General features: G+C 62.6%; 23 protein-coding genes and 3 tRNA genes. 22 read left to right on the top strand and 4 right to left on the bottom strand.

Features of this window, described 5'->3' with window-relative positions:
- The first annotated feature begins 33 nt into the window (after positions 1-33).
- From J5Y21_RS01815 to J5Y21_RS01780, 8 genes are all read left to right on the top strand, one after another.
- Positions 34-105, top strand: a tRNA-Gln gene (locus tag J5Y21_RS01815).
- Between the two features lie 53 nt (positions 106-158).
- A tRNA-Glu gene (locus J5Y21_RS01810) sits at positions 159-231 on the top strand.
- Between the two features lie 73 nt (positions 232-304).
- A complete protein-coding gene (locus J5Y21_RS01805; protein ID WP_210572166.1) occupies positions 305-868 on the top strand; it encodes an LURP-one-related family protein in 564 nt (187 codons plus the stop codon).
- 87 nt (positions 869-955) lie between these two features.
- On the top strand, positions 956-2,014 hold the full coding sequence (locus J5Y21_RS01800; RefSeq protein ID WP_210572164.1) for an ABC transporter substrate-binding protein: 1,059 nt from the start codon (positions 956-958) through the stop codon (positions 2,012-2,014).
- Between the two features lie 162 nt (positions 2,015-2,176).
- Entirely contained in the window at positions 2,177-3,700 is a 1,524-nt protein-coding gene (locus J5Y21_RS01795) for an iron ABC transporter permease (RefSeq protein WP_246874865.1), read from the top strand.
- Complete coding sequence (locus tag J5Y21_RS01790) at positions 3,700-4,755, top strand: ABC transporter ATP-binding protein (protein ID WP_210572298.1); 1,056 nt, start codon at positions 3,700-3,702, stop codon at positions 4,753-4,755. Before J5Y21_RS01795 ends, J5Y21_RS01790 begins: the two co-directional genes overlap by 1 nt.
- 74 nt (positions 4,756-4,829) lie before the next feature.
- Positions 4,830-4,902, top strand: a tRNA-Glu gene (locus J5Y21_RS01785).
- A 50-nt stretch (positions 4,903-4,952) separates the two neighbouring features.
- Entirely contained in the window at positions 4,953-5,099 is a 147-nt protein-coding gene (locus J5Y21_RS01780) for a hypothetical protein (RefSeq protein ID WP_210572162.1), read from the top strand.
- Here the strand turns inward: J5Y21_RS01780 and J5Y21_RS01775 are convergent.
- Positions 5,089-5,430 carry a carboxymuconolactone decarboxylase family protein gene (locus J5Y21_RS01775; RefSeq protein WP_246874864.1) on the bottom strand — a complete coding sequence of 114 codons (342 nt, stop codon included), beginning with the start codon at positions 5,428-5,430 and terminating at the stop codon, positions 5,089-5,091. The genes J5Y21_RS01780 and J5Y21_RS01775 overlap by 11 nt on opposite strands.
- Positions 5,431-6,131: 701 nt before the next feature.
- Between J5Y21_RS01775 and J5Y21_RS01770 the strand changes: the two genes are divergently transcribed.
- Both J5Y21_RS01770 and J5Y21_RS01765 read left to right on the top strand, forming a co-directional pair.
- A complete protein-coding gene (locus J5Y21_RS01770; protein ID WP_210572158.1) occupies positions 6,132-7,109 on the top strand; it encodes a pyridoxal-phosphate dependent enzyme in 978 nt (325 codons plus the stop codon).
- Complete coding sequence (locus tag J5Y21_RS01765) at positions 7,106-9,877, top strand: FAD/NAD(P)-binding protein (protein WP_210572157.1); 2,772 nt, start codon at positions 7,106-7,108, stop codon at positions 9,875-9,877. Before J5Y21_RS01770 ends, J5Y21_RS01765 begins: the two co-directional genes overlap by 4 nt.
- A 55-nt stretch (positions 9,878-9,932) precedes the next feature.
- On the opposite strand, the gene J5Y21_RS01760 is transcribed toward J5Y21_RS01765, so the two are convergent.
- Positions 9,933-10,658: an IclR family transcriptional regulator gene (locus tag J5Y21_RS01760; RefSeq protein ID WP_210572156.1), complete on the bottom strand. Its 726-nt coding sequence runs from the start codon at positions 10,656-10,658 to the stop codon at positions 9,933-9,935.
- 146 nt (positions 10,659-10,804) lie between these two features.
- Between J5Y21_RS01760 and leuC the strand changes: the two genes are divergently transcribed.
- From leuC to J5Y21_RS11825, 3 genes are all read left to right on the top strand, one after another.
- Entirely contained in the window at positions 10,805-12,232 is a 1,428-nt protein-coding gene (leuC, locus tag J5Y21_RS01755; RefSeq protein ID WP_210572153.1) for a 3-isopropylmalate dehydratase large subunit, read from the top strand.
- Positions 12,233-12,241: 9 nt separating this feature from the next.
- Positions 12,242-12,835 carry a 3-isopropylmalate dehydratase small subunit gene (gene leuD / locus J5Y21_RS01750; protein ID WP_005290383.1) on the top strand — a complete coding sequence of 198 codons (594 nt, stop codon included), beginning with the start codon at positions 12,242-12,244 and terminating at the stop codon, positions 12,833-12,835.
- A gap of 88 nt (positions 12,836-12,923) precedes the next feature.
- Positions 12,924-13,874, top strand: coding sequence for a DUF418 domain-containing protein (locus tag J5Y21_RS11825; RefSeq protein WP_210572151.1), 951 nt, complete (start codon positions 12,924-12,926; stop codon positions 13,872-13,874).
- Positions 13,875-13,877: 3 nt separating this feature from the next.
- Here the strand turns inward: J5Y21_RS11825 and J5Y21_RS01740 are convergent, their stop codons facing one another.
- Positions 13,878-14,885 carry a bifunctional NUDIX hydrolase/histidine phosphatase family protein gene (locus tag J5Y21_RS01740; protein ID WP_210572149.1) on the bottom strand — a complete coding sequence of 336 codons (1,008 nt, stop codon included), beginning with the start codon at positions 14,883-14,885 and terminating at the stop codon, positions 13,878-13,880.
- 161 nt (positions 14,886-15,046) lie between these two features.
- Here J5Y21_RS01740 and J5Y21_RS01735 point away from each other — a divergent pair, with 161 nt between their 5' ends.
- Both J5Y21_RS01735 and J5Y21_RS01730 read left to right on the top strand, forming a co-directional pair.
- Positions 15,047-16,045 carry an NAD(P)H-dependent glycerol-3-phosphate dehydrogenase gene (locus J5Y21_RS01735; protein ID WP_210572294.1) on the top strand — a complete coding sequence of 333 codons (999 nt, stop codon included), beginning with the start codon at positions 15,047-15,049 and terminating at the stop codon, positions 16,043-16,045.
- A 20-nt stretch (positions 16,046-16,065) separates the two neighbouring features.
- Positions 16,066-17,130, top strand: coding sequence for a D-alanine--D-alanine ligase family protein (locus tag J5Y21_RS01730; protein WP_210572148.1), 1,065 nt, complete (start codon positions 16,066-16,068; stop codon positions 17,128-17,130).
- Here the strand turns inward: J5Y21_RS01730 and J5Y21_RS01725 are convergent.
- On the bottom strand, positions 17,102-18,088 hold the full coding sequence (locus tag J5Y21_RS01725; protein ID WP_246874843.1) for a DUF3515 domain-containing protein: 987 nt from the start codon (positions 18,086-18,088) through the stop codon (positions 17,102-17,104). The two genes, J5Y21_RS01730 and J5Y21_RS01725, sit on opposite strands and share 29 nt — an antisense overlap.
- 78 nt (positions 18,089-18,166) lie before the next feature.
- On the opposite strand from J5Y21_RS01725, the gene J5Y21_RS01720 reads away from it, so the two are divergent.
- From J5Y21_RS01720 to J5Y21_RS01690, 7 genes are read left to right on the top strand one after another with little or no spacing between them, the layout of a single operon-like run.
- Positions 18,167-19,147: a thiamine-phosphate kinase gene (locus J5Y21_RS01720; protein ID WP_210572147.1), complete on the top strand. Its 981-nt coding sequence runs from the start codon at positions 18,167-18,169 to the stop codon at positions 19,145-19,147.
- Positions 19,144-19,788 (top strand): uracil-DNA glycosylase, encoded by a 645-nt coding sequence (locus tag J5Y21_RS01715; protein ID WP_210572146.1) that lies wholly within the window; start codon positions 19,144-19,146, stop codon positions 19,786-19,788. The genes J5Y21_RS01720 and J5Y21_RS01715 overlap by 4 nt, the downstream gene beginning before the upstream one ends.
- Positions 19,789-19,799: 11 nt before the next feature.
- Positions 19,800-21,401, top strand: a complete 1,602-nt coding sequence (locus tag J5Y21_RS01710; protein WP_210572145.1) for a DAK2 domain-containing protein — start codon at positions 19,800-19,802, stop codon at positions 21,399-21,401.
- A gap of 3 nt (positions 21,402-21,404) precedes the next feature.
- A complete protein-coding gene (locus J5Y21_RS01705; RefSeq protein ID WP_210572144.1) occupies positions 21,405-23,534 on the top strand; it encodes an ATP-dependent DNA helicase RecG in 2,130 nt (709 codons plus the stop codon).
- A gap of 26 nt (positions 23,535-23,560) precedes the next feature.
- Positions 23,561-24,142 (top strand): RsmD family RNA methyltransferase, encoded by a 582-nt coding sequence (locus J5Y21_RS01700; protein ID WP_210572143.1) that lies wholly within the window; start codon positions 23,561-23,563, stop codon positions 24,140-24,142.
- Positions 24,143-24,169: 27 nt separating this feature from the next.
- A complete protein-coding gene (gene coaD, locus J5Y21_RS01695) occupies positions 24,170-24,649 on the top strand; it encodes a pantetheine-phosphate adenylyltransferase (RefSeq protein WP_210572142.1) in 480 nt (159 codons plus the stop codon).
- Positions 24,646-25,401, top strand: a complete 756-nt coding sequence (locus J5Y21_RS01690; protein ID WP_210572140.1) for a sulfite exporter TauE/SafE family protein — start codon at positions 24,646-24,648, stop codon at positions 25,399-25,401. The genes coaD and J5Y21_RS01690 overlap by 4 nt, the downstream gene beginning before the upstream one ends.
- Positions 25,402-25,423 lie beyond the last annotated feature (22 nt).

The following is a 25,423-nucleotide window of genomic DNA, read 5'->3' as shown; positions in this document are numbered from 1 at the left end:
AACCCGCACAACGCAGGAAGCGCTGAGAAACGATGGCCTATGGTGTAATTGGCAACACTACGGTTTCTGGTACCGTCATTCTAGGTTCGAGTCCTGGTAGGCCAGCTGCAGTTCAGTAGAGATGAAACTTTATTGAATTGCTGGACATAAAGTCCTTTGCCCCGTTCGTCTAGCGGCCTAGGACGTCGCCCTCTCACGGCGGTAACACGGGTTCAAATCCCGTACGGGGTACAAAATACAAAACGAGACCTCCGGTCAGCTTCAAAGCAGAAGCGGGCCGGAGGTTTTCGTTATGCTGGCCGCCATGCTGCACACGAACGAACTCGTTATCTCCCAGTCCAAGGCGATCGGCCGCGACGAATTCACCATCAGCGACCCACGGGGCACACAACTCGGCCTCGCGCGGCAGACTCTGAAACTCAGTGATTTCTTCAAAGCGTCCCGCGGGGTCGAAGTATTCGATGCGGCAGGTGCACCGGTGCTGGCGATCGAGGATCCGGTGAATTTCATTCGCGACCAGTACACCGTGCACCGCGTCGACCCCCAGACCGGAGGCGACGCTGTACTCGCGCACATCACCAAGCGCTTCGCCTGGATCGGCGCGAAATACGATGTGGATATCGTGGGCTACCCGCAGGTGGAAATCAAAGGAGAGGTCTTCCAACTCAACTACGCGCTGACGTCCCAGGGGCGCACGATCGCTCGCGTTGACGCGGAATTCTCCGGCATGGGCAGGGCGCTGATGGGCAAGACGACATACCGCGTCGCCTTTGAACCGGGGCTCGACGAGAATGTCCATGCTGCCGTTATCGGCATCGCTATCGCACTGGACATGCGCAGGCAGAAGATGCGTGACAGCGGTATGTAAGAGACCTGCGTCACTTGGCGAGCAGGGTGGGGCGGTCGGTGCTACGGTGAGCGCCGTCTGAGAACTATCTGAGAGGACGACACTGTCATGCGCATTTCCCGTAAGCCCTTGTCCCTGATCGCCGTGTGCGGCGCCGCAGCAATCGCTCTGGCCGGCTGCTCCGAGCCGAGCACCGATGATGCTGCCGCAGGCGGCAACGGCGATAGCACCGCAGAGAAGTCCGGCGAGAAGACCGTCATCACCGTCTACACCTCCGAGCCGGAGGAGAAGGTCGATGAGATCAACCAGGCGTTCACGAAGGCGAACCCGGATGTCGAGGTCGAGGTCTACCGCGCGGGCACTGGCGATCTGAAGGCGCGTATCGACGCGGAGAAGTCCTCCGGTAAGGTCGAGGGCGACATCATCTGGGCCGCTGACGCACCGACCTTCGAAGGCTTCAAGTCCGAGGACCTGCTGGCCAAATTCGACGATGTGAAGACGGACGGCGTGCTCGAGGAGGTCGTCGACGCTGACGGCTTTTATGTGGGCACCCGCCTCATCCCGACGGTCATCGCGTACAACACCGACGTCATCGACCAGGCTGATGCTCCGGCCTCCTGGGCGGACCTGACGGACGAGAAATTCATGGACAAGATCGTCATGCCGGACCCGGCTGTCTCCGGCGCCGCGGCATTCAACGCGACGGTGTGGATGAACAACGAGAAACTCGGTGAGACCTGGGTGGAAGACCTGGGCAAGAATAAGCCGATGATCGCGGCTTCCAACGGCCCGACCTCGCAGGAGATCGCCGGCGGCGGCCACCCGGTCGGTGTCGTCGTGGACTACCTGGTGCGTGACCTGGCGGCCAAGGGCTCTCCGATCAAGGAGGTCTACGCCACCGAGGGCTCCCCGTACATCACCGAGCCGATCGCCGTGTTCAAGGATTCTGAGAAGAAGGAAGCAGCCCAGCGCTACATCAATTTCATCCTGTCGGAAGAAGCGCAGAAGATCGCTGTCGAGCAGAACTACCTGCCGGTCGTCGACTCCGTGGGCACCCCGGGCGACGCACCGAAGCTCGAGGAGATCGAGCTCATGACCGTCGACGATGAGACTCTGTCGAACGACCGCGAGCGTTCCGTCGAGTTCTTCCAGAACGCAGTCAAGTAAGTCAACGGGAAGGCCATCCCAGGCCTTCCCGTGCATCTGTCACGGTCACTCAAACGGACGAGTCGAAACATAGTGGGCACACGTTTTTCTTCCGGCGGCGTCGCTTTCGCGCGGCTGGGCATCTGGCTGCTGGCGGCAGCGATCTTCATCGCGCCGCTGGCGATGGTCATCTCTCTCGCGCTCGGTGGCAACCAGTTTCCGGTCTTGGTGGAGCAGGGCCTAGCCACGGCGACGTGGAATTCGGTGTACACGACACTGGCGTCGTCGATAAGCGCCGTGCTCGTTGGAACCGTTGTCGCGATCCTGCTGGAACGAACCGATATTGCGGGCGCGGGCACGCTGAGGTTGTTTCTGCTTTCGCCGCTGCTCGTGCCGCCGTTCGTCGGCGCGATCTCGTGGCTGCAGCTCTTCGGGCGTAACCAAGGGCTCAACGCGGTGTTCGGGCGCCCGCTGTGGGACATGTACGGCGCCGACGGCATCATTTTCCTGATGATGCTGCACTCGTACCCGCTTGTGTACGTGATTGTGGCGGCAGCGCTGCGGTCGATTCCGTCCGACTTGGAGCTCGCCGCGCGCGTCGGCGGCGCTGGGACGTGGACGGTGCTGCGCACGGTGACGATTCCTCTGCTGGGCCCGGCCTTGCTGAGCTCGTTCACGCTGACGGCGGTGGCGAACCTGGCGGATTTCGGCATTCCCTCGATTCTCGGTTCGCCCGTGCGCTTCGAGACACTCGCCACGATGGTCTACCGTTTCATGGAATCCGGGACGGTGAGCAATCCGCTGCAGGTCGTCTCCACGGTGGGCGCTGTGCTCATGCTGCTGGGCATCGGCGCCGTCGTTGCCGACTACCTGGTGTCTAGGCGAGCGTCGTCGACGGTGAGCGGAGGCGGGACGATGAAGCTCTCGCTCGGCAATGCGAAATGGCCAGTGACCGTGGTGACGTGGATCATCGCGTTGGCGATCACCCTGGGGCCCGTGCTGGGCTTGGCGCGTCGCGCATTCCTGCCTGCCCCGGGCGTGCCGCTGACGTGGGAGACGATCTCCCTGGATAATTTCTCGCGCACGCTGGCGAATCCGCGCGTGCAGGAGGGCTTCATCAACTCGGTGACCCTGGCCGCCGGGACGGCGCTGCTGTGCGGGCTTTTCGGCTGGGCGATCGGGCTGTTGGTCACCCGCACCCAGGCGCGGTCGAATACGGCGCTGAGCTTGGTCACCCTGCTGCCGTCGGCGCTGCCCGGATTGATCATCGGTGTCGGTTGGGTGATCGTGTCGCGCTACACGGACATGTACAACACCCGCTGGGTGATTCTGTTCGCCTATGTCTGCGCGTTCACCTCCATGGTGCTCCAAGCCGTGCGCGCGCCTTTGCGGAAGGTTCCGGCGGCTGTGGAGGAGGCTGCGCAGGTCTCTGGTGCGGGTCGGCTGCGGGCGATGTGGGACACCTCCGGCCGGATGGCGTTGCCCGCGGTCGCCTCGGGCGCTGTGCTCGTCGCAGTGACAGCCGTGCGCGAGCTGACCATTTCGATCCTGCTCGTCGCCCCCGGCACGACCACGATCGGTGTGCAGCTGTTCAATCTGCAGCAGTCCGGCAATTACAACCAAGCGTCCGCACTCGCGCTCATGTTCGTGGCGATCGGCATCGCCGCGCTCGCGCTGACCGTGCGCAATCCCGCTAAGGAGTCATGATGAGCGACATCGGTATCGACAACCTCGGAGTCACATTCCCGGACGGCACACGCGGCCTTAACGACATCACGCTGCACATTCCCAGCGGGGAATTCGTCGCGCTCGTCGGGCCGTCCGGCTCGGGAAAGACGACGCTTCTGCGCACCATCGCGGGCTTCATTGACCCGTCCGAGGGCACCATCGCGCTCGGCGGGGAGGACGTCTCGGCAACACCGCCGGAGAAGCGCCACATGGGCATGGTCTTTCAGCAGCACGCCGTCTGGCCGCACATGAGCGTCGCGGACAACGTCGCATATCCGCTGCGCCGCGCGGGCGTGAAGCGCAGCGAGATCGCCAGCCGCGTGGAGCGCACACTCGAGACCGTCGGCCTCGCGGGGTACGGAAAGCGCAAACCGTCGACGTTGTCGGGCGGCCAGCGGCAACGCGTGGCGCTCGCCCGCGCGATTGTTGCGGAACCGCGCGTTTTGCTTCTCGACGAAGCCCTGTCCGCCCTCGACGAACCCCTGCGCGATGCGCTGCGTCGCGAGATCGTCTCGCTGACCCGTAACAATGAGCTGACCACGGTGCATGTCACACACGACCGGAAAGAAGCCATCGCGATCGCTGACCGCATCGCTGTGCTGCGCGACGGAACACTCGAGCAATTCGACACCCCACACGCCGTGGTCACCCAGCCCGCAGGCGCATGGGTGGCATCGTTCATCTCCGACGCCACGCTTCTCGACGGCACGGTGCGCGGGGGAGAGGTGGTCGTCGATAAGCCAGCTCTGACGTGGAAGCGTGGCGAGGTGAGCGCCATGAGCGACGCAGCAATGCGTGACGACGGCGCGGCGGTCACCGTCGCCGTTCTTCCCGATGCAGTCGACGTCGTGTCCGCCGCTGAAGGCGATGTGGAGGCGACCGTGACATCTGTGCTGTTTGAGGTGAGCAGCTATTCGGTGAATCTCGAGGCCGGTGGCGTGGAATTTCGCGCCCGCATGGCGGCTGATCCGAAGCCTGAGGTCGGCGATCCCGTTGGCCTGCGCATCACCACTCCGTTGGTGTACCCGAAATAGATGTTCTGACCAGCCGATTTGGTTCTTTGCTGGCTGTCCTTTACATTTATCAAGTCGCAATCAACAGCGAACGCGCCCCGTTCGTCTAGCGGCCTAGGACGTCGCCCTCTCACGGCGGTAACACGGGTTCAAATCCCGTACGGGGTACAAAGAAATACTGAAACAGTCCGGCACCACGCAGTCTTCACGGCTCAGTGGTGCCGGACTTTTCGCTCGCTGTAGCCGGTGCCGGATTGCCTGACGAGTTGTCGGACAAGATGGCGGTCGTGGACGGGACGATGGAGACCTATTTCATCTCCGCCAACGATCTGGTTGCTCAAGACGGGATGAGCATCAAGCCTTAGGCCCGAGCTCGTCTTCGAGCACCTGCTGCGCTACCTTCATCGCAGAAAGGGCAGCGGGGGCGCCGCAGTAGCCGGAGGAGTGGATGATCGCCTCCGTGATCTCTTCGCGGGTGAGCCCGTTGGCCAGTGCGCCGCGGATGTGCCCGCGCAATTCCTCCGTGGCCCGCAAAGCGACCAGCATGCCGATATTGAGCAAGCTGCGGTCCCGGCGACTCAGCCCGTCGCGGGTCCACACCGAGCCCCACACTGTCGCTGTGATGTGCTCTTGGAGCTCCTCGCCGTCGGTCCCGGCGGAACGGTTTAGTGCCGCGTCGACGAAGTCATCGCCCATGACCTCGCGCCGGATCTGGATGCCGGCGTCGTAGCGGCCATCGGCCGAAGCATGTGGTCGTCCGAGGTCGTGGCGGCTTGCTTCTCGTTCCTCCATGTCGAGATACTGCGCGTACTTGTGGGGCCTCTCCAACCGGAAGCGTTCTGCCTCGGTGCTGTCGACGGAGAGGTACCGAAGGTGTGATTCCTCCACGAGTACCGATGTTCCGGACGGCAGGAGCCAGCGTGCCGCAAACTTTCCCGTGTCGAGCTTGATGGGGTCCGGCGCTGTCCCCAAGGTGTCCTGAACGAGGCTGATGACGTGTCGGATACGTGCTGCTCCTGCACCTTGGGATGTGTCGACATCCAAAGCCCAGCGTGTGTGCATTGCGTTGATCGTCAAGGTCCATGCTTCACCGCCCACGACTGAAGCTGGCATGTCCCCGTACTTCATCGACAGGTCATCGACGATGATCCATCCCAGAGACGCCAAGTGGCGTTGGGTGGCGTCTGAACCCTGCGCCCAGTCCAGGTCGGCTCCGATGGAGCAGAACTCTTGAATCAGTGCATCAGGCAACAGCTTGCGCATGACATCTCGGCTCATGATCCAGGTTCTCCTTATGTATACCCAACGAATGGTGTTCTGGTGATGGACCCGCTTCTGGGTGTTGCTTCTGTCATGCCGGCAAGCCTAGTCCCCGCGATTCGCATAAGATCTGCTTTATGACTACGACAGGGTGCGGCATTCTCGATGCGATCGGCACGACCCCGCTAGTTCGGCTGGGAAGCTTCGGGGAGACTCACAGTGGCGACGCACGGGCACGCGTATGGGGGAAACTGGAGTCGTTCAATCCAGGCGGTAGCGCGAAAGACCGTACTGCTCATGCTCTCGTGCGTGCGGCCGAGCAGAAAGGTCTTCTCAAGCCCGGGATGAGAGTCGTGGAGTCGAGCTCCGGAAACCTGGGAGTCGCGCTCGCACGTGAGGCTGCCGTCGGCGGGTGGGAATTCCACTGTGTGGTCGACCAGCGCACGAATGCTTCCACGCTGGCGATGATCACCGCGCTCGGGGGCATCCTTCACCCAGTCGACGAGCCTGACCCTGAGACGGGGGACTGGCTCGTGGCCCGACGGAAACGTGTCGCTGAACTCAAAGACGAGCTCGGGGCGCTGAATCTGGACCAATACTCCAACACGGCCGCATTCGATGCTCACGATGGAGGGACGATGGCGGAAATCGTCGATAAGCTCGGGCGGGCTCCCGATGTGCTCGTCGCAGCGGTGAGCACAACGGGAACGATCGGCGGTTGTATGCGGCATATCCGCAGTCACGGGTATGACACATCAGTGGTGGCGGTCGACGCTGAAGGATCGGTTCTTTTCGGCGGTGAACGCGGGCCTCGATTGCTTCCCGGATACGGGGCCGGGGTGACACCAGATCTTTCTCGTGACGTCCATCCCGACCGTGTGATCCGCGTGCGAGCTTCAGAAGCCGTGCGGGCAGCCCGGAAACTAGCAGGCTCGTCTGGATTCGTTCCAGGAGCATCCGGGGGAGCTGTCGCCCACGCAGTCGAAAAACTTGTGGGGGAGGGCGCATCAGGCGATGTCGTGGCAATCTTTCACGACGATGGCCGCGCTTACCTCGATACGGTGTACAACGACGAGTGGGTGGCAGAAAACCTAGGAAGCGAGGCGCTGCAGTGAAGGTAGCGATCATCGGCGCAGGCCCCCGGGGCCTGTGGGCGGCGGAGTCACTGATGGAGCGTGCACGGCAACGCGGCTGTGCAATCGATCTGACTGTATTCAGCGACGTGCCGTTGTCCCATGCTTCTGCTCCTGGTGCATTTGCTCAGGATCTTCCCGCGCAGTGGATCCTCAACGCGCCGAAAGGCATCGTTGAGACGCAGCATGGGCCGGTCGATCCTCACGACGACTATGCGGGGGATTTTCCGCCAAGGTGCATCGTCGGCACGCTGCTCGAAGACTCTTGGAATGCATTGGCCGAGCGCGCGCCACGGCGCAGCACCGTGAGCTTTAGTTTTGAGCGAGTCGACTCGGTACGCCCGGACGGGGACAGCGTCGAGGTGCAAGGGCATTTCTATGACGAGGTGCTCATCGCGACCGGCCATGCGCACGATTGGCCCGGCTCGTTTACACACGAGGAGATGGGGGACCTTCGCGTCATCGCGCCGGCCTACCCGGCCGCCAATCTCGATCAGGTTGGGGAGGAAGATGTCGCGCTCGTGCGCGGTGCAGCACTGACCTTCATTGATATTGTCCGCTACGCCAAAGCGGGAACGTTCTACCCGGTGACGCGCTCGGGCAGGTTCATGGAAGTGAAGGCGTATCTCGATTCGCAGAAGGAGCGTCAGGCGCGCCCGCATTTAGAGAGGACAGCTGAGGCGATTCTGCGCTGTGTTGATCTCACCGAACTGAAGCAGATCCTCGCAGCGTGCTCGGCGCAGATCGCACGGATCACCGGCGGTGACGCGACTACGGCGGATATTCACGCGGTGCTGGACGGCACCGACTTCACGGGAGATCCCGTCGCAGAACTGCGGGAGTCGTTGGCCGCAGCGAAAGGCGAACGACCGTGGACGGCGGCCCTGGCTGTCGCGCTCGCGTTCAGGGACACATACGACAGCTTGATTGAGCGCGCTTCATTCGGCGGCCGCGAGTCTCTCGGCGGAGCCGATTTCCACGCATTCACCCGGACCATGGAGCGGGTGGCTTTCGGCCCGCCGGTGAGCTCGGCGCAGGAGGTGCTCTCGCTCATTGACAGCGGCAGGATCCGGTGCGACGCGATGTCGCGCGGCGGCGAGGATCTTCGGACCGTGGCTGCTGGTGTCGGTGCCACAGTCGTCATCGATGCAGTGCTTGCCCCGCCCGGGGTCGTGGAGGGAACGTTGGTCGGCAATCTCGTCGAGCAGGGCATCGGGCACCGCTACGCCGGCACGAATGCGCTCCACGTCGGCCGCGACGGAACGCTTGACGGCCAGTGGCACATTGCTGCGGCGGGACGAATGAACGAGGGGTTGATTCTCGGGCACGACACGCTGCGGCGCAGTGAGCACGACGTGGTGGAGAAGTGGGCCGACCGTGTCAGTGCGGCAGCGCTGGAGAATGCCGGTCGAGTGCACGGCATGCCCCCGTTGGAGGCGACCACATTCGAGTGGTCGGAGAAGCTGCTTAGCGACGAAGACGCGTGCGCGAGTCTGCTGGACCGCTTCGGCAGTCCCGTCAACGTGCTGAATGCGGGGTCGATGAGGTCGAATATCGATGAGCTCGTTGGAGCCGGCGCAGCCGCGGGGGTGGAGACGAAGGTGTTCTATGCGCGGAAGGCCAATAAGGCGCTTCTTTTCGCTGACACCGTCCGCGACACGGGAAACGGCGTTGATGTAGCCAGCGAGAACGAGCTACGGCAAGTTCTCGAACGCGGTATGCCCGGTGACCGCATCATCTTGTCCGCCGCCATCAAACCCGCCCGGTTGCTGCAATTAGCCGTCGACAACGGAGTCGTCATTTCCGTTGATAACCGCGATGAGTACGACCGCATTGAGCAGCTAGCTTGCGTGGCGGGTTCTGTTGCACGGGTCGCACCCCGGCTCGCGCCTGATCCGGACTCAATGCCGCCGACTCGTTTCGGCGAAAGGCTTAAAGCGTGGTCATCGCATCTCAAACACAAATCAGTCCATGTGGATGTCGTCGGTGTGCATGCGCACCTGCACGGATACGCGGCGGCAGACAGGCAGGCAGCGCTGCAGGAATGCATGACACTGTGCGACCGTTTACGGGAGTCCGGTCACGTGCCGGAATTCATCGACATTGGCGGCGGCGTGCCAATGAGCTATCTCGCTCATGAGGAGCAGTGGCACGACTACCAGCACGCGATTGAGCAGCAGCGCGATGGCTACGCGACGCCGTTCACATGGAAGTCTGATCCGTTACGAAACACCTATCCGTACTGGCAGAACCCGACGCGAGGTGAGTGGCTGGACGAGGTGCTCTCCGGCGGGATTGCGCAGGGCCTGCGTGAGCGTGGGCTGCGGCTTCATTTGGAACCGGGGCGTTCGCTTCTCGACGGATGCGGTGTCATTCTCACCCGCGTGGCTTTCACCAAGACCCGCTCTGACGGCCTGCCGCTCGTGGGAGTGGAGATGAACCGGACTCAATGCCGGACCACCTCCGATGATTTCCTCATTGATCCAGTGCTTGTGAAGCGGAACAAGGGAAAAGACGATGGACGCGAGCCAGTGGAGGCCTTTCTTGTCGGTGCTTATTGTATCGAGGACGAAATGATTCTCCGGCGGAAAATCCGTTTTCCAGAAAGCGTCGCGCCGGGCGATATCATCGCCATTCCGAACACAGCCGGGTACTTCATGCACATCCTGGAGAGTGCGTCCCACCAGATTCCGCTGGCGAAGAATGTGGTGTGGCCTGAAGCGGAACTCGACGCGATTGACGCAAATTAGTCCCCACCGAGGTGGATAAGTGGGGGTGCATGTGCCCTGGACAGACCTAGATCACCTAGATCGCTTGCATGAGTTTCTTCGCAGCAGCAAGCAGTTCTTTGCCCCACTTGTCGGCGGGGGAGGGCTTGAGGCGCTCGACGGGGCCGGAGATGGATAAAACAGCGAGCACGGTGCCATTCTTGCCGAAGATGGGGGTGGAGACACTGGCCAGGCCCACTTCGCGCTCGGCGACGGATTCAGCGAGCCCGGTGGACCGCACAGTGACCATTTCTTCGTCGGGGAAGGGGGCGTCGACAAGCTTATGTGCGGCGAAGATCTTCGCGGCGGATCCGCGGTCGAGGGGGAGCTGGGAGCCGACGGGCACGGTGTGCGTCAGACCGCTCGGCGGTTCGATTGCTGCGACGCAGGTGCGGGACGAACCGGTGAGTTCATAGAGCTGCACGGATTCATTGGTGGCATGCACAAGGTCGGCCATGACCGGTTTGGCGGCATCGATGATCTGCGACGGGGCAGAGGCCGCGTAGCGGGCGAGCGCTGGGCCGATTGTCCACGCGCCGGAGTCGGTGCGGACGAGGACTTGGTGGATTTCCAAGGCCGTGGCGAGCCGGTGCGTCGTCGCGCGCGGCAGGCCGGTGTCGGCGCTGAGTTGGGAGAGGGTCTTCTCGCCGGCCGCGATCGCGTCGATAATCGCGATTGAGCGGTCGAGAACCTTGATTCCCGAGCTATTTTCTGTTGCATTCTCCACTGAATCTCCCTCAATAATTCCCACGGCGTGGATCATAACATCTCACTATATGGTCCCTGGTCTGTTTGAAAACTTCGCGAGGTCGCGTGCGGGAGGGGGCTGCCGTGTATTAGAGTGTCCCATTAAATGGAAACGTCTATCCCGCAATGTGGAATATTGCTGGGTGTCTGAGAGGAGAGACTATGACGGAACAGTCACAGCCGTTGACGCTGGCGGAAAAAGTCTGGCGCGACCATGTGATCACGAAGGGCGAGAACGGCGACCCGGACCTGATCTACATTGACTTCCAGCTCCTCCACGAGGTGACCTCACCGCAGGCATTCGACGGGCTGCGTATGGCGGGCCGCACCATCCGCCGCCCGCAGCAGCACCTGGCTACCGAAGATCACAATGTCCCCACCGTGGGCATCAAGTCGGGCAACCTGCTCGAGATCGAGGAGCTGACGTCCCGCACCCAGGTGTCCACTCTGCGCAAGAACTGCGAAGAATTCGGTGTGCGCTTGCACTCCATGGGCGATGTGAAGCAAGGCATCGTGCACACCGTCGGTCCTCAGCTGGGCATCACCCAACCGGGCATGACCATCGTGTGCGGCGATTCGCACACCTCCACTCACGGCGCATTCGGCTCCATCGGCATGGGCATCGGTACCTCCGAGGTCGAGCACGTCATGGCCACCCAGACGCTGCCGCTCAAGCCGTTCAAAACCATGGCCGTGGAAGTCTCCGGCGAACTGCAGCCGGGCGTGACGGCCAAGGACCTGATCCTCGCGATCATCGCCAAGATCGGCACCAACGGCGGCGCTGGCCACATCATCGAATACCGCGGTGAGGCCATCGAGAAGCTCTCCATGGAAGCGCGCATGACCATCTGCAATATGTCCATCGAAGGCGGCGCGCGCGCCGGTATGGTCGCGCCCGACGAGAAGACCTTCGAGTACGTCAAAGGTCGTGAATTCGCGCCGAAGGGCAAAGACTGGGACGATGCTGTCGCGTATTGGAAGACCTTGCCGACGGACGAGGGGGCGAAATTCGACACCGTCGTCGAAATCGACGGCTCCGCGCTGACGCCATTTGTCACTTGGGGCACGAATCCCGGCCAGGGCCTGCCGCTGGCGGAGTCCGTGCCGGACCCGGAGTCCTTCGGCGACGATACGCTCAAGGCAGCAGCGGAAAAGGCGCTGACGTACATGGATCTCAAGCCGGGCACGCCTCTGCGCGACATCAAGATCGACACTGTCTTCCTGGGGTCGTGCACCAACGCCCGCATCGAGGATTTGCGCGCGGCAGCTGAGGTGATCAAGGGCAAGACCATCCACCCGGAGACCCGCATGATGGTCGTTCCTTCTTCCGCCATGGTGAAACAGCAGGCTGAGGAAGAGGGCCTGGACCAGATCTTCCGTGACTTCGGTGCGGACTGGCGCACCGCCGGCTGCTCCATGTGCTTGGGCATGAACCCGGACCAGCTGAAGCCGGGGGAGCGCAGTGCATCGACGTCGAACCGCAATTTTGAAGGCCGCCAGGGCCCCGGCGGCCGCACCCACCTTGTGTCCCCGCTCGTCGCGGCGGCCACCGCGATCACCGGCTACCTTGCCTCCCCGGCGGACCTTTAAGGAGCAATCATGGAAAAGTTCACCACCCACACCGGCGTTGGCGTTCCGCTGACCCGCTCCAACGTGGACACCGACCAGATTATCCCCGCTGTGTACTTGAAGCGTGTCTCGCGCACTGGGTTCGAGGACGGTCTGTTCTCCAACTGGCGTAACAACGAAGCAGACTTTGTGCTGAACCAGGATGCGTTCAAGAACGGCTCCGTGCTCTTCGCCGGCCCCGACTTCGGCACCGGCTCCTCTCGAGAGCACGCCGTGTGGGCGCTCATGGACTATGGCTTCAAGGCCGTGTTCAGCCCGCGCTTCGCCGACATCTTCCGCGGTAACACATCCAAAGCAGGCCTGCTCGCCGGCCAAATGACTGAATCCGACATCGAGCTGATCTGGAAGCAGCTCGAGCAAAACCCCGGTATGGTGGTCACGGTGTCGCTCGAGGACCGGACTGTGACGGTGGGGGAGAACACCTTCACCTTCGAGATCGACGACTACATCCGCTGGCGCCTCATGGAAGGCCTCGATGACATCGGCCTGACCCTGCGTGATGAGGGCGCGATCGAGGACTTCGAAGCGAAGCGGCCCGCGTACAAGCCAGCTATCGACGTCTAGAAAAGGCCAGAGAATGAACGAAACGCCAAGCGCGAGAATGCTCTCGCTCGATGTTATTCGCGGTATCGCACTGTGCGGGATTGCTTTCGTGAACTTTCAACAACAATGGCTCCTCTATCCGGGGCCGGACGGGGATAAAGGGGCGTTCTGGGCGCTAGAGCTCCTTGCTCACCAGCGCTTCTTCGCAGCGTTCACATTTCTCTTCGGGATTGGATTCGCACTGATCGTCGATGGGGCTCGCCGACGCGGGATGATGGCGCAGTCCGTCATGTGGCGGCGGCTGCTGCCTCTTTTTCTGCTCGGAATCGTGCACCAGATCCTCCACCCCGGGGAGGCGCTGCTGTACTACTCAGCCTTCGGCTTTGTGTTCTTGTACCCGCTCACTTTCGTCTCCGATTTGAAACTCAGACGCACATTGGCCACCGTCGGAGGGATTGCGCTGACTTTGCTCGGGGCGCCGTTCGGAGGAATCGTTCTCATTCCCGGCTTGCTCTTGCTCGGATTCGCATTCGCTATGTGGGGGCTACCGCAGGCCCTGGACGAGAACCCGAAACCGGCGGCGATGGCACTGCTGGTTCTGGTTCCGCTGACGCTGGGAATGAGCTACCTCCAGTACCGGAGTCTTGGAACGGTCGCATATAGCTACGTTGCTGCAGCGACTGGCCTAATCTACGCAGCCATGTGGATGGCACTGGTGTATGTCCTGCTGCGCACGCCCCTGCGGTCCGCGCTCGGAGCGATGTTCGCGTCGCTGGGCCGAACGGCTCTGACGAACTACATTCTGGCGACGTTGGTGATCATCGGAAGCGGCCTGCTGTTGGGATATCCACGTGAAGATGCGGGAGCAACGAACGAAGACTTCTACACAGCTTTCGCGGTCGCCGCAGTGATGCTCGTCATCCAAGCTGTGCTCAGCTGGCTGTGGCTGCGTCGCTTCGGCCAGGGGCCGTTGGAGAAAGGCTGGCGCTACCTCACCTGGGAAGCGTTCGGCGGGCCGAAGAAACTGCAGCAAGCCGAGACAGCGCACCCAGACGCTTAATTTCTACCGCACCGGCAGCGCCGACGGCAGATAGTCGGCGCCGGTGAGCCGGCCCTCGTTGAAGGACAAAACCCAGACGGAGCCCTTCTTCGCCTTGATGTCGCCGTCGATGGGCAGACGGCCGGTGGCAGACAGCCACGCGACCATATTGGGGATGATGTCGCCCTGGGCGCACACGACGCTCACGCCACCCTGATCGATGATGTCGGTGATCGCCTTTTGTGCACCGACCATATCGGACAACCACGCCTCATCGCCGAAACACTCATCCACCTCGACGGGCAGATTCAGTTCGTCGGCAAGCGGTGCGACCGTGGCCTGGCAGCGATCCGGAACCGCGGAATAAATGCGGTCTGGGTGGAACGGCGCGAGCATGGGCACGAGCATCTCCGACTGGCGGCGGCCCTTCTTGTCCAACGGCCGAAGGTTATCGTCGCCGGACCATTTCTCGCGCTCGTGGGCGCGGGCATGGCGCACGTACAGAATGCGGGCGGTGGCGGGCACACCGAAGCGCTTCTCCGCCTTTGCCAAGACCTGGCGGTCGAGGTCATAGGACATGAGATCCTTGGCCTCTGCCATCGACAGCCACCGGATCTCGTCGACCTCCTCATTGGCCTCGAAGTCGCCGCCGGTGACCTCGCCCGTCCAGTAATAAACGACCTTGGTGGTGTCTTTGACCGGGTAGATGGTCTTGCCGAGCAGTTTGCCCAAGCGAATGTCGTAGCCGGTCTCCTCCTTGATTTCGCGGACGGCGGTGGTCACTAAGGACTCACCCGGGTCGGCCTTGCCTTTGGCGAGCGACCAGTCGTCATAACGCGGGCGGTGAATGCACGCGACCTCGATCGTGCTGGGATCGTCGAGCTTTCCGCGCCACAGGACAGCGCCCGCGGCGAGTGTGGTGCGCTTGAATTCCTCGTCCGGTTTAGCCGGAATCCCCTGGTGGCGGCCAGTGAGGAACATCTCTCCCTTGAGGTCTTTATCCTCTTCGTGCATATGTGACTTCTTGCCCATGGTGGCCATTGTCCCGCATCTGGTGCGGGTGCGCATAACCCTGAATTCGGTTTCGTGGTGCTTTACACTGTGACGAGCACAAATCCGTTCGGGCCCGAAACACGTGCCGGGGCCGTGCGGACGACTAACGAGAGTAAGTGAAAAAGAAAGGCGGCGCGCGCATGGTCAAGGTTGCAGTCTTGGGCGCAGGTTCGTGGGGCACGTCGTTGGCGAAAGTCTTCGCTGACGCCGGCAATTCCGTGAGCCTGTGGGCACGCCGCACGGAATTGGCTAACGCGATCCAGCAGACGCGGATCAACGCAGACTACTTGGACGGGATCGTGTTGCCGGAGGCCATCGAGGCGACCGACGACGCCGCAGCCGCCATCGAGAACGCGCAGATTGTCGTTCCAGCGGTGCCGAGCCAGACGATGCGCGAGAACCTCGCTAATTGGGCGCCGCACATTCCGAGCGAATCGACTGTGGTGTCCATCTCTAAAGGCATCGAAGCGGGCACCTTTAAGCGCATGAGTGAGGTCATCGCGGAAGTGACCGGCATTGACCCGTCCCGCATCGCGGTGCTGACCGGACCGAATCTCGCCCGTGAAGTCGCCGACGAGCAGCCCGCCGCCACCGTCATTGCCTGCTCGGACCTGAACCGAGCAAAGCTCGTCCAGGCTGCCTGCGCCACGACTTATGTGCGCCCGTACACCAACACCGATGTAGTCGGCTGCGAGATCGGCGGCGCGTGCAAGAACGTGATCGCTCTCGCGTGCGGAATGGCCGCCGGCAAGGAAATGGGGGAGAACACCCAAGCCACCTTGATCACCCGTGGGCTGGCGGAGATCACCCGTCTCGGCATCCAGCTCGGCGCGGATCAGCGCACATTCGCCGGCCTGGCCGGCTTGGGCGACCTGGTCGCTACCTGCGGTTCGAAGCTGTCGCGCAACCGCACCTTCGGTGAGCGTCTCGGCCGCGGCATGACCTTGGATGAGGCACGCAAGGCCACCAACGGTCAGGTCGCGGAGGGCGTGACCAGCTCGCAGAGTATCTACGAGCTTGCCCTTGACAATGGCGTGGACATGCCGCTGACGGAAGCGGTGTTCTCGGTCTGCCACAAGGATCTGCGTGTCGACGACATGATTGCCGCGCTGATGGGCCGTTCCAAGAAATCCGAATAACGGCTTGTAGTGTGGTCACCATGATCACACTCGCCGTCATTTACGGTGGAATGTCCTCCGAACATTCCATTTCCTGCATTTCCGCCGGCGCCATCATGGCGGAGCTTCCCCGTGAGAAGTACGAGATTTTCCCGGTGGGGATCACCAAAGACGGCACGTGGGTGGCGGGCTCGACTGATCCGGTCGGGGATTCAACACTGCCCACCGTCGACGGTGGGCGCGAGGTCGCCCTGTCGGTGAACTCCACGCGCCGCGGCGAGTTCTACGACCCCAATACCGGCGAGGTTCTGGCCACCGTCGACGCGGTCTTTCCGGTGCTGCACGGCACCTACGGCGAGGACGGAACGATCCAGGGATTGCTCGACCTCGCTGGCGTGCCGTATGTCGGCCCGGGCGTGTTGTCGTCGGCGTGCTCCATGGACAAGGAGTTCACCAAGACCATCGCGCGTTCTGCCGGGGTGCCGGTCACGCGGGAATTCATCCTTCATGACGGCGTTGACACAGCAGCAGTCGACGACGGGGTGCGCGAGTACCTCGGGCTGCCGGTCTTTGTGAAGCCGGCGCGAGGAGGCTCCTCGATCGGCATCACCAAAGTCACGGCCTGGGAGGACCTCGATCGCGCGGTGAATGCGGCGCGCGAGTACGACACCAAAGTCATCATCGAAGCCGAGCTGATCGGCGACGAGGTGGAGGTGGGCGTGCTGGAGCGCCCCGACGGCGAGCTCGTCGCATCCCCGCCGGCGAAGCTCAACGGCACAGCCGACTCGGACGAGGGTTTTTACGGCTTTGAGACCAAATACCTCGACAACGTTGTCACCGCGACCATTCCCGCGGGCTACGATGAGGAGCTCAACGAACAGCTCGCGGACCTTGCGCTCACCACATTCCGCGCACTGAGCTGCCAGGGCCTCGCCCGCGTGGACTTCTTCGTCACCGAATCAGGACCGATGCTCAACGAGGTCAACACCATGCCGGGCTTCACGTCGATTTCGATGTACCCGCATGTCTTCCTCGCCGCCGGCATGACGTACGGCGAGCTATTGGAGACGCTGATCGCTACTGCGCTGGAACGGTCTGCGAAATAGCGTCCGAGAGGTTCGTCAGCGCGCCATCGCCCGCACCCACAGGGACGGATACGGCGATCTCAGCAGCGCGCCCCAGCGCATACAACACAGTCGCCTGCGACGCGGCATTGCTGCTGGTCTCTTCGAACCACGGCACATCGTTGACTTGAGTCAACTGCGCGCCAGCTTCGTAGCTCGGCGGCGGGGCGACACCGCACTTCAGCACCACAGGCTCCAGCCCGTCAGCGCCCCACGCGGCAGCATTTTCCCCGAGCCCGTCCACGCCAGAGACATCGAGACGCGTATAGCCGCCAGCGAGATCAGCGGGCAACGCCGCCACCAACTCACGGCAGACATCGCCAGAGCCATCGCTTATCGACGCCTCCAGCTCCGCCAACGGCGCCTTCCCCGGCGCGGGATCTGCCTGAGGCAGGGCACTGAGATCTATATCCTCCACTGGCGAGCCTGATTCAGCGGGGTTATCGGCAGTGACCGCAACAACGGGGGAGCGGTCCACGGTGAACCACGTGGTCAGGTTCGACTCTGGTGTCGGGTCACTGACCTTCATCCATTCCACGCCCCGGATCTTCTTCGTGGAGGTGAGTTCAGTGAACTGCACGGGGGCATCGACGCCGCAACGCAGTGTCACGCGGTCGGTCGAAGACGTCTGCCATGCTGCCGCGCCAGCTGGTTTGGGGTCAGCCAAAGTCGCCCGCCGGTGGCCGGTGACTTCGTCTGGAAGAGATTCAATCAGGGACGCGCACTCGGGTGAGTCAGCGTCGGGCGACGGTAACTCCGTCAAGGCCACCGGCTGGTTGTTAAGCTGCTTGAGGTACAGCTTGGAGCCGATCAGCACACCGGCGACGAGTAGCAGAGCAAGCCCGAGGCTGAGAAGGATGAGCGGGCGCCGCATGACTGTGTCGGTGTCCTGGTTGCTGTGGTCGGCGGGGAGTTCCGTGGTCGTCCTGCTGGTGGTCATAGCGGCTCATTGTATTAGTGCGTTCCGCGGCTGGAACGTCGCATCGCAGCACCAACGAAGGAAAGGCGCTCATCGACCGTGATTCAGACTGGTTTTCCATCGGGCGGACCTACGCTCGGGGATGTCGGGGAGCGTGCCGTGATTCAGTCCATCGTGGACGTGACACCGTCGTCGATCAACGGTGATGATGCAGCGGTGCTGCACAGATCTTCGCCTAATTCGCGGGTCGTGGCCACCACTGACATGCTCGTGGAGGGGCGTCACTTTCGTTGGGATGTGACCACGCCACGGCAGGTCGGCCGTAAAGCGATCGTGCAGAATTTCGCGGACATCGAGGCGATGGGCGCACGACCGCTCGCGGCGCTGTTGTCCCTTTCAGCTCCAAAGGATTTGCCCGTCGCGGTAGTGACCGATCTCGCCCGTGGGATTGGCGATGAGGTAGGTAAATATGCTGCGGAACTCGTCGGCGGCGATGTCACCTCGGGCGACAGCTTGGTCCTGTCCGTCACCGCGATCGGTTCGCTGGGCGGCAACCGCTGGGCCCTGACCTTGGACGGCGCGCGTGCAGGCCAAAAACTCGTTGCCCACGGAAAGATCGGCTACTCAGCCGCCGGCTTGGCGCTGCTCGAGTCCGGCCGCGACATCCCAGAGGAATTCGTCCCGCTCGTTGAGGCATATCAGGCCCCAGAGATCGCGCCCGGCAGCGGGGTGATTGCTCGCTCCGCTGGCGCGACGAGCATGACTGATAATTCCGATGGTCTGCTTCATGACCTGAAGCTTCTGGCGGCGCGGTCCGGCGTGAATATTGATATCGATTCCTCCACGATCGCCCCGGACGAGCTGTTGGTCAACGCCGGCGAATTCCTTGACTGCGACCCGTGGAAGTGGGTCTACGAGGGCGGGGAGGACCACACCTTGCTGGGAACGATCAGCGGTGATGCCCCAGTCGGCTTCCGCACCATCGGCACCACGTCGAAGCCAGGCTCTGATGATGAGGTCGCAGTGACAGTCGACGGCGAGACCCCGGAGTACGGCGGGGGATGGGAGAGCTTCGCATGAGTCTGCCGGTCCATCCGTCGTGGGCGGAACCGCTCGCCCCAGTAGAAGACGATATCCACCAGCTTGGCGATTTCCTCCGCGCCCAGCCCGCGTACCTGCCAGCGGGCAACGATATTCTCCGCGCTTTCCAGGACCCGTTTGATGACGTGCGCGTGCTCATCGTCGGCCAGGACCCGTACCCGACACCGGGACACCCGATGGGTTTGAGCTTTTCGACGCAACCAGGAGTCGCCCCGCCCCGCTCGCTCGTGAATATTTACGCTGAATTGAAGGATGATTTGGGCATTCCGCCGCGTTCCGATGGCGATTTGTCGTCGTGGGCGGGGCAGGGCATCTTGCTGTTAAACCGCGTGCTCACCGTCGCACCCGGTCAGCCTGGTTCGCACCGCGGCAAAGGGTGGGAAAAGGTCACTGAGATGGCGATCCGCGCTCTCGCCGAACGCGATGCACCGTTGGTAGCCATTTTGTGGGGCCGTGACGCGCAGACAGCGAAGCGTTTCTTGGGCGAGACTCCCTGCATCGAATCCGCGCACCCGTCGCCGCTGTCGGCACGCCGGGGCTTCTTCGGCTCCCGCCCGTTCTCCCGCGCTAATGAAGCGCTGCGGGCGCAGGGCGCGGACGGTGTGGACTGGGCACTGTAAAGTTAGGCCCCATGACTAGTCCTGCGGTGATCGATGGTGCCCAACTGCTGTCGTGGGCGCGCCGTACCGTGCAGGTATTGAAAGTCCACCGCGAGGAGATCAACAGGCTCAATGTCTTTCCGGTGCCGGATTCGGACACTGGCTCGAATATGGCCCACACGATGTCGGCGGCCCTCGAGAACGCCGAAACAGTGGAGTCCCCGGCGAGTTCCGCCGATATCGCATCGGCCTTGGCAGTAGGAAGCATCAAGGGGGCACGCGGCAATTCCGGAGTCGTGCTCTCCCAGGTACTGCGCGGCGTTGCCCAGGCAGCAGCTGAGGGCGACTTAGACGCCGCGAGCGTGGCCGACGCGTTGAGCAACGCCGTTGTTTACGTCGAGCGTGCCATCACTGATCCGGTAGAAGGCACCATCGTGACTGTGCTGCGCGAGGCAGCTACCGCGGCACAGGAAGCGTTGAGCGAGGCTGGCGAAGCTCCGCTGGATGCGGTCACTTCCGCCGCCGTCACCGCGGCAGAGGAAGCATTGGAACAGACTCCGTCGCAGCTCGCTGAACTGCGGGACGCGGGTGTCGTTGACGCTGGCGGCCGCGGTTTGGTCTTGTTGCTCACCGCGTTGCGCGATGAAGTCGCAGGGCGCGGGTCCGATATACCGGACCCTTCCAGCCTCGCATCGATGACGGCCTCTGCAGCGGCTTCTGCGATGGATTCTGGGGCGGACTCTGCGGCGGAGGGCGAAAATGAATCGGGCGAATCGCACGGGCATGCCGGCTGGCTTGAGGTCATGTTCTTCTTCACAGGCCCCGTCGACGAGCTGGAGAACACTCTGGCGGGCATGGGAACGAGCCTCGTCATCGCCCGCGCTACTGACACCGAGGCACAGATCCACATTCATTCGCTCAATGCCGGGGCGGTCATCGAGCGCGCCTACGAACTCGGTGCGGTGTCGGATCTCCGGTTAGAAGTCCTGCCGGATGCGCTTCCTGCCAGTGATTCCCCGGCCTCCGTGCGCATCATCGTCGCCATGACTCCGGAAGGGTCCATCGCGGAACTCTATCGCCAGGCAGGGGCCGTCCCCGTCACATCTGAAGGCGGCTTGAGCGAGGCGATCACACAGGCGATTGCAGCTGCAGATGCTCGCGAACTCGTCGTGCTGCCCAATGGTCATGCAGGGCCAGACGAGCTGAAGCAGATCGCGGAGGCTGTGAAATCAGAGGGCGCGCAGGCCGCCATTTTGTCCACCATGAGCCTCGTCGGCGGCATCGCGGCACTGGCTGTCCACGATCCGCGCCTACCGCTTGAAGCAGCAGCCGCACAGATGGACGAAGCGGCAGCGGACATGCGGGCTGCTGACATCGTGCGTATCGCTGGTGGGAACATCACGGTGGTCGCACCAGTCGACGAGGTGCTGGCGGAAGAAGAAACGGTGCAACGCGCCGTCGATAAGGCATGCCGCGCAATGCTTGACGCGGGCGGGGAGCTGGTCACGCTACTGCTCGATTCTGATGCTGCTGAGGAGCTGGACCCCGACGCGCTTGCGGAGACCCTCGACGCGGAAGTACTCGTGTACCCGGCGGATGGTTTGGGCACCATCGGCCAAATCGGGGTGGAATAAGCAGTGCTGGGGATCAACTACACCACGCCGCTGAACCTGATCATCCCAACGCGTCCCGCCCGCGCGATCGCGAAAGCTTTCGGCATTGAGACGGCCGAAGGGCTCCTCGAGCACTATCCGCGCAAATATCTGCGCTACGGCAATGGCAGCGCGCTCGAAGGCGCTCTTCCTGATGACCGAATCACCTTTATCGGCACCGTCGTGTCCACGCGCACTATTCGCGGTAAGAAGCCGATCTTCAAAGTGGAGATCTCTGACGGGTACGACACCATTTCCGCGACGTTCTTCAGTGCGCGCTACGCACCGCGTGCGCTGTACGGCGGTGTCCGCGCGATGTTCACCGGCAAGCTGAGCTATTTCAACGGGCAGCCGCAGTTGCAGCATCCGGACTTCCTCATTCTCGACGCGCCTAAGTTCAAGGGAGGAAGCGGGGAGCGGCCGCAGCCAAAAGGCGGGGCGACGGGCTCGATGAAGCAGCTTTCTGTCTTCGGCGACCCGGACGAGATTCTCTCCGGCCGCGAATGGCTGCCCGTGTACAAAGCCACGAAGAACCTCTCCACGTGGACGATCATGGGCGCGGTCAACGCGGTGCTCGACACATTGCCGCCCGTGGAGGAACCACTCGGTTTCACACCGGACGGCTTCATTTCGCTGGACGACGCGATCCGCCAGATCCATAATCCGATGTCCGACGGGCCGGACGCAGCCCGCGAACGGCTCAAATACAACGAGGCATTGCGTGTTGCGCTCATCATGGCGCTGCGTCGCGTGGACGCCAGTCACCGCACGGCGACGGCACTGCCGCGCGTGGACGGGGCGTCGCAAAGCCAAATGCTCTCTAACCTCCCGTTCGCGTTCACCGACGGCCAAGAGCGTGTCTTCGGCGAGATCTCTGCCGATATGGACAGCACCACGCCCATGAGCCGCCTGCTGCAGGGCGAGGTCGGCTCCGGCAAGACCATCGTGGCGCTCGCCGCCATGCTCCAAGCCGTGGACAACGGCATGCAGTGCGCACTGCTCGCGCCGACAGAAGTGCTCACGCTGCAGCACGAGAAATCACTGCGTAAAACTCTTATGCGCACGGGCGTCCACGCTCGCGTAGTGGCGCTGACCGGCTCGATGTCGACCGTGCAAAAACAGGAAGCACTGCTCGCCATCATGAACGGCGACGCCGACATCGTCGTCGGAACTCACGCGATCATTCAAGACAGCGTCGACTTCTTCAAGCTCGGTTTCGTCGTCGTCGACGAGCAACACCGCTTCGGCGTCGAGCAGCGCGACCGACTGCGCGACAAAGCGGGGGAGAGTACACCGCATCTGCTGGTCATGACGGCGACGCCGATTCCGCGCACCATCGCCATCACCGTCTTCGGCGACCTTGCTGTGTCCACGCTGCGCGAGTTGCCCGGCGGCCGAAAGCCGATTCAGTCGTCGATCGTGCCCGAGTTCATGGACACGTGGATCGAGCGCGCGTGGCAGAAAATCAAGGAGGAGGTCGCCGCCGGGCACCAGGCGTACATCGTGTGTCCGCGTATCGACGGCCCCGGCGGTGTCCTCGAGATCGCCCATCTGCTTGGGCGGACCCATTTCAGAGGCTTGAATATCGGCGTTCTCCACGGCCGGATGAAAGGCGAGGACAAAGACGATGTCATGTCGGCCTTCGCCGCTGGCGAGATCGACGTGCTGGTCTCCACCACAGTCATCGAGGTCGGCGTCGATGTGCCGAATGCGACCGTGATGATGGTGCGCGAATCGGAGCACTTCGGGGTATCGCAGCTGCACCAGCTCCGTGGCCGCGTGGGCCGCGGCGGGCACCAGTCGTTGTGCCTGTTCCACACCTTTGCCGAGGCAGAGACTCCGCAATTCGAGCGCGTCCGGCAGATCGCAGCGATCTCCGACGGATTCCAGCTCGCCGAACTCGACCTGCAAAACCGCCAGGAAGGCGATGTCCTGGGCACACATCAGTCCGGAAATGAACGTCAGTTGAAACTGCTCAACCTCGTTGAGGATTACGAGATCATTCAGCGTGCCTACGATGACGCGGAAGCCGTCGTCGCCAGCGATCCGGAGCTGGCCCGCACTGTCGCCGACAACGAAATCCTCGAAGAATTCGAGTACCTGGAGAAGAGCTAAGGGGCCTGCGCGTTAAAGTTGAGCCCATGAACCGAATCATTTCGGGCGAGGCCCGCGGACGCACAATCAAAGTTCCCCCGGAGGGAACGCGGCCCACATCCGACCGCGCACGGGAAGGACTGTTCTCTTCGCTACAGGTCCGTTTCGGTTTCGCGGGGCAGAGGGTGCTCGACTTATTCGCAGGTTCCGGTGCGCTCGGGCTCGAAGCCGCATCCCGCGGCGCCGACGAGGTCGTGCTCGTGGAATCCAACCCGAATGCAGTGGACATCATCCGTCACAACATGAATGTCGTGGGGCACCCGCATGTGACCGTCGAGCAGGCGAAGGTCTCCGACTACGTTCCGCGTGCCCCGCGCGAGCACTTCAGCATGGTGCTCGCAGACCCGCCGTACGACTTGCCGGACGACGCAGTCGCTGAAATGCTCGACGCCCTGATCCCTCTGCTCGCCGATGAAGCAGCAGTGGTGATTGAACGCCACCGCGAAAGCCCGGAGACGAATTGGCCCCGTGGCTTCACCCCGACTGGCCAGAAGCTGAAGAAACGACTGTACGGTATAGCACGTATGGACATGGCGACGTTCAGCCGTGCAGAACTAGACGACAACTAGACACGTACTCAACGAGAAAGAACAACGATGACGAAAGCGGTCTGCCCCGGTTCCTTCGACCCGGTGACCAACGGCCACCTGGACATTTTCACTCGCGCCGCGCGAAGCTTCGACGAGGTGATCGTGCTCGTCACCGCGAACCCGAATAAGCAGACTGGGTTGTTCTCCATCGAGGAGCGTATGAACTTCATCCGCGAGGTCACCGCAGATTTCCCCAATGTCTCGGTGGACACCTGGGGCGGTCTACTCGTTGACTACACCACCGCACATAAGGTCGGTGCGCTGGTCAAAGGTCTGCGATCCTCACTGGATTACGATTACGAGCTGCCCATGGCACAGATGAACCGCCACCTGTCGGGCGTGGACACGTTCTTCCTCATGACCGATGAGAAATACGGCTACATCTCGTCGTCGCTGTGCAAGGAAGTCGCCAAATACGGCGGCGATGTTTCCGGTCTCGTCCCCGACTGCGTGGTCGAGGCCATGAACGCCAAGTACAAAGGATGAGCGCGGGACTGACTGTCCTCGCTGTTTTCCTGTCCGTCGGAATCGGTGCGTGCTTCCAGCGCATCGCCGGTATGGGCGTCGGACTCCTCGCCGGCCCGGTGCTTTCCCTGATTCTCGGACCCGTCGAGGGCATTCTCGTTGTCAACGTTCTCGCAGCCACGAATGCGTTGATCACGAGCGTGAACATGCGCGCCGACATCGACTGGCGCAAGTTCTGGTTGATCGCCCCGGCACTGATCTTTGGTGCGGTTCCCGGAGCGCTTCTCATCCGCGCTGTGGAACCTGACGTGGTGCTCGTGCTGGTCGGTGCGCTGCTTCTTTTGGCTCTTGCGCTCGTGACTTTCGGCAGGCGGCTCGTCCCTGAGCCACACGGTCCCGTACCGGCGGTGATCTCGGGTGTGATCGGCGGATTCATGAACACTCTCGCCGGCATCGCCGGACCAGCGATCACGGTCTATGCGCAGGCGGCGCGGTGGGAGCAGCGGGTCTATGCCGCGACTCTGCAGCCGATTTTCTTCGTCAGCGGGATCATCTCGTTCACCATCAAAGAATTTTCCGGCGCTGCCGACCTCGCTGGAGTGAATGCCTGGATCTGGGGTGCCGGCGCACTTGGCATGGTGCTCGGCATCGTCACCGGAGTAAAGCTCGTGCCCCGGATCTCCAGGAGCACCGCCCACCGCATCGCACTGCTGCTCGCAGCCCTCGGCGGCGCGACCGCACTGGTGCGCGGCGCCGCTGGTCTGTTCGGGTAGGACGACGTCGCTGCTTAGCTTT

This window comes from Corynebacterium sp. Marseille-P3884 (assembly GCF_017942225.1).
Classification (GTDB): domain Bacteria; phylum Actinomycetota; class Actinomycetes; order Mycobacteriales; family Mycobacteriaceae; genus Corynebacterium.
This window is presented reverse-complemented; position numbering and strand designations above follow the sequence as displayed.

Bases quoted from the DNA above. Each gene is read 5' to 3' on its own strand.
- J5Y21_RS01805 (WP_210572166.1), top strand. From the start codon at position 305: ATGCTGCACACGAACGAACTCGTTATCTCCCAGTCCAAGGCGATCGGC.
- J5Y21_RS01800 (WP_210572164.1), top strand. From the start codon at position 956: ATGCGCATTTCCCGTAAGCCCTTGTCCCTGATCGCCGTGTGCGGCGCC.
- J5Y21_RS01795 (WP_246874865.1), top strand. From the start codon at position 2,177: ATGGTCATCTCTCTCGCGCTCGGTGGCAACCAGTTTCCGGTCTTGGTG.
- J5Y21_RS01790 (WP_210572298.1), top strand. From the start codon at position 3,700: ATGAGCGACATCGGTATCGACAACCTCGGAGTCACATTCCCGGACGGC.
- J5Y21_RS01775 (WP_246874864.1), bottom strand. From the start codon at position 5,430: ATGGGCGATGACTTCGTCGACGCGGCACTAAACCGTTCCGCCGGGACC.
- J5Y21_RS01770 (WP_210572158.1), top strand. From the start codon at position 6,132: ATGACTACGACAGGGTGCGGCATTCTCGATGCGATCGGCACGACCCCG.
- J5Y21_RS01760 (WP_210572156.1), bottom strand. From the start codon at position 10,658: ATGATCCACGCCGTGGGAATTATTGAGGGAGATTCAGTGGAGAATGCA.
- leuC (WP_210572153.1), top strand. From the start codon at position 10,805: ATGACGGAACAGTCACAGCCGTTGACGCTGGCGGAAAAAGTCTGGCGC.
- leuD (WP_005290383.1), top strand. From the start codon at position 12,242: ATGGAAAAGTTCACCACCCACACCGGCGTTGGCGTTCCGCTGACCCGC.
- J5Y21_RS01740 (WP_210572149.1), bottom strand. From the start codon at position 14,885: ATGGGCAAGAAGTCACATATGCACGAAGAGGATAAAGACCTCAAGGGA.
- J5Y21_RS01735 (WP_210572294.1), top strand. From the start codon at position 15,047: ATGGTCAAGGTTGCAGTCTTGGGCGCAGGTTCGTGGGGCACGTCGTTG.
- J5Y21_RS01730 (WP_210572148.1), top strand. From the start codon at position 16,066: ATGATCACACTCGCCGTCATTTACGGTGGAATGTCCTCCGAACATTCC.
- J5Y21_RS01725 (WP_246874843.1), bottom strand. From the start codon at position 18,088: ATGACCACCAGCAGGACGACCACGGAACTCCCCGCCGACCACAGCAAC.
- J5Y21_RS01715 (WP_210572146.1), top strand. From the start codon at position 19,144: ATGAGTCTGCCGGTCCATCCGTCGTGGGCGGAACCGCTCGCCCCAGTA.
- J5Y21_RS01710 (WP_210572145.1), top strand. From the start codon at position 19,800: ATGACTAGTCCTGCGGTGATCGATGGTGCCCAACTGCTGTCGTGGGCG.
- J5Y21_RS01700 (WP_210572143.1), top strand. From the start codon at position 23,561: ATGAACCGAATCATTTCGGGCGAGGCCCGCGGACGCACAATCAAAGTT.
- coaD (WP_210572142.1), top strand. From the start codon at position 24,170: ATGACGAAAGCGGTCTGCCCCGGTTCCTTCGACCCGGTGACCAACGGC.
- J5Y21_RS01690 (WP_210572140.1), top strand. From the start codon at position 24,646: ATGAGCGCGGGACTGACTGTCCTCGCTGTTTTCCTGTCCGTCGGAATC.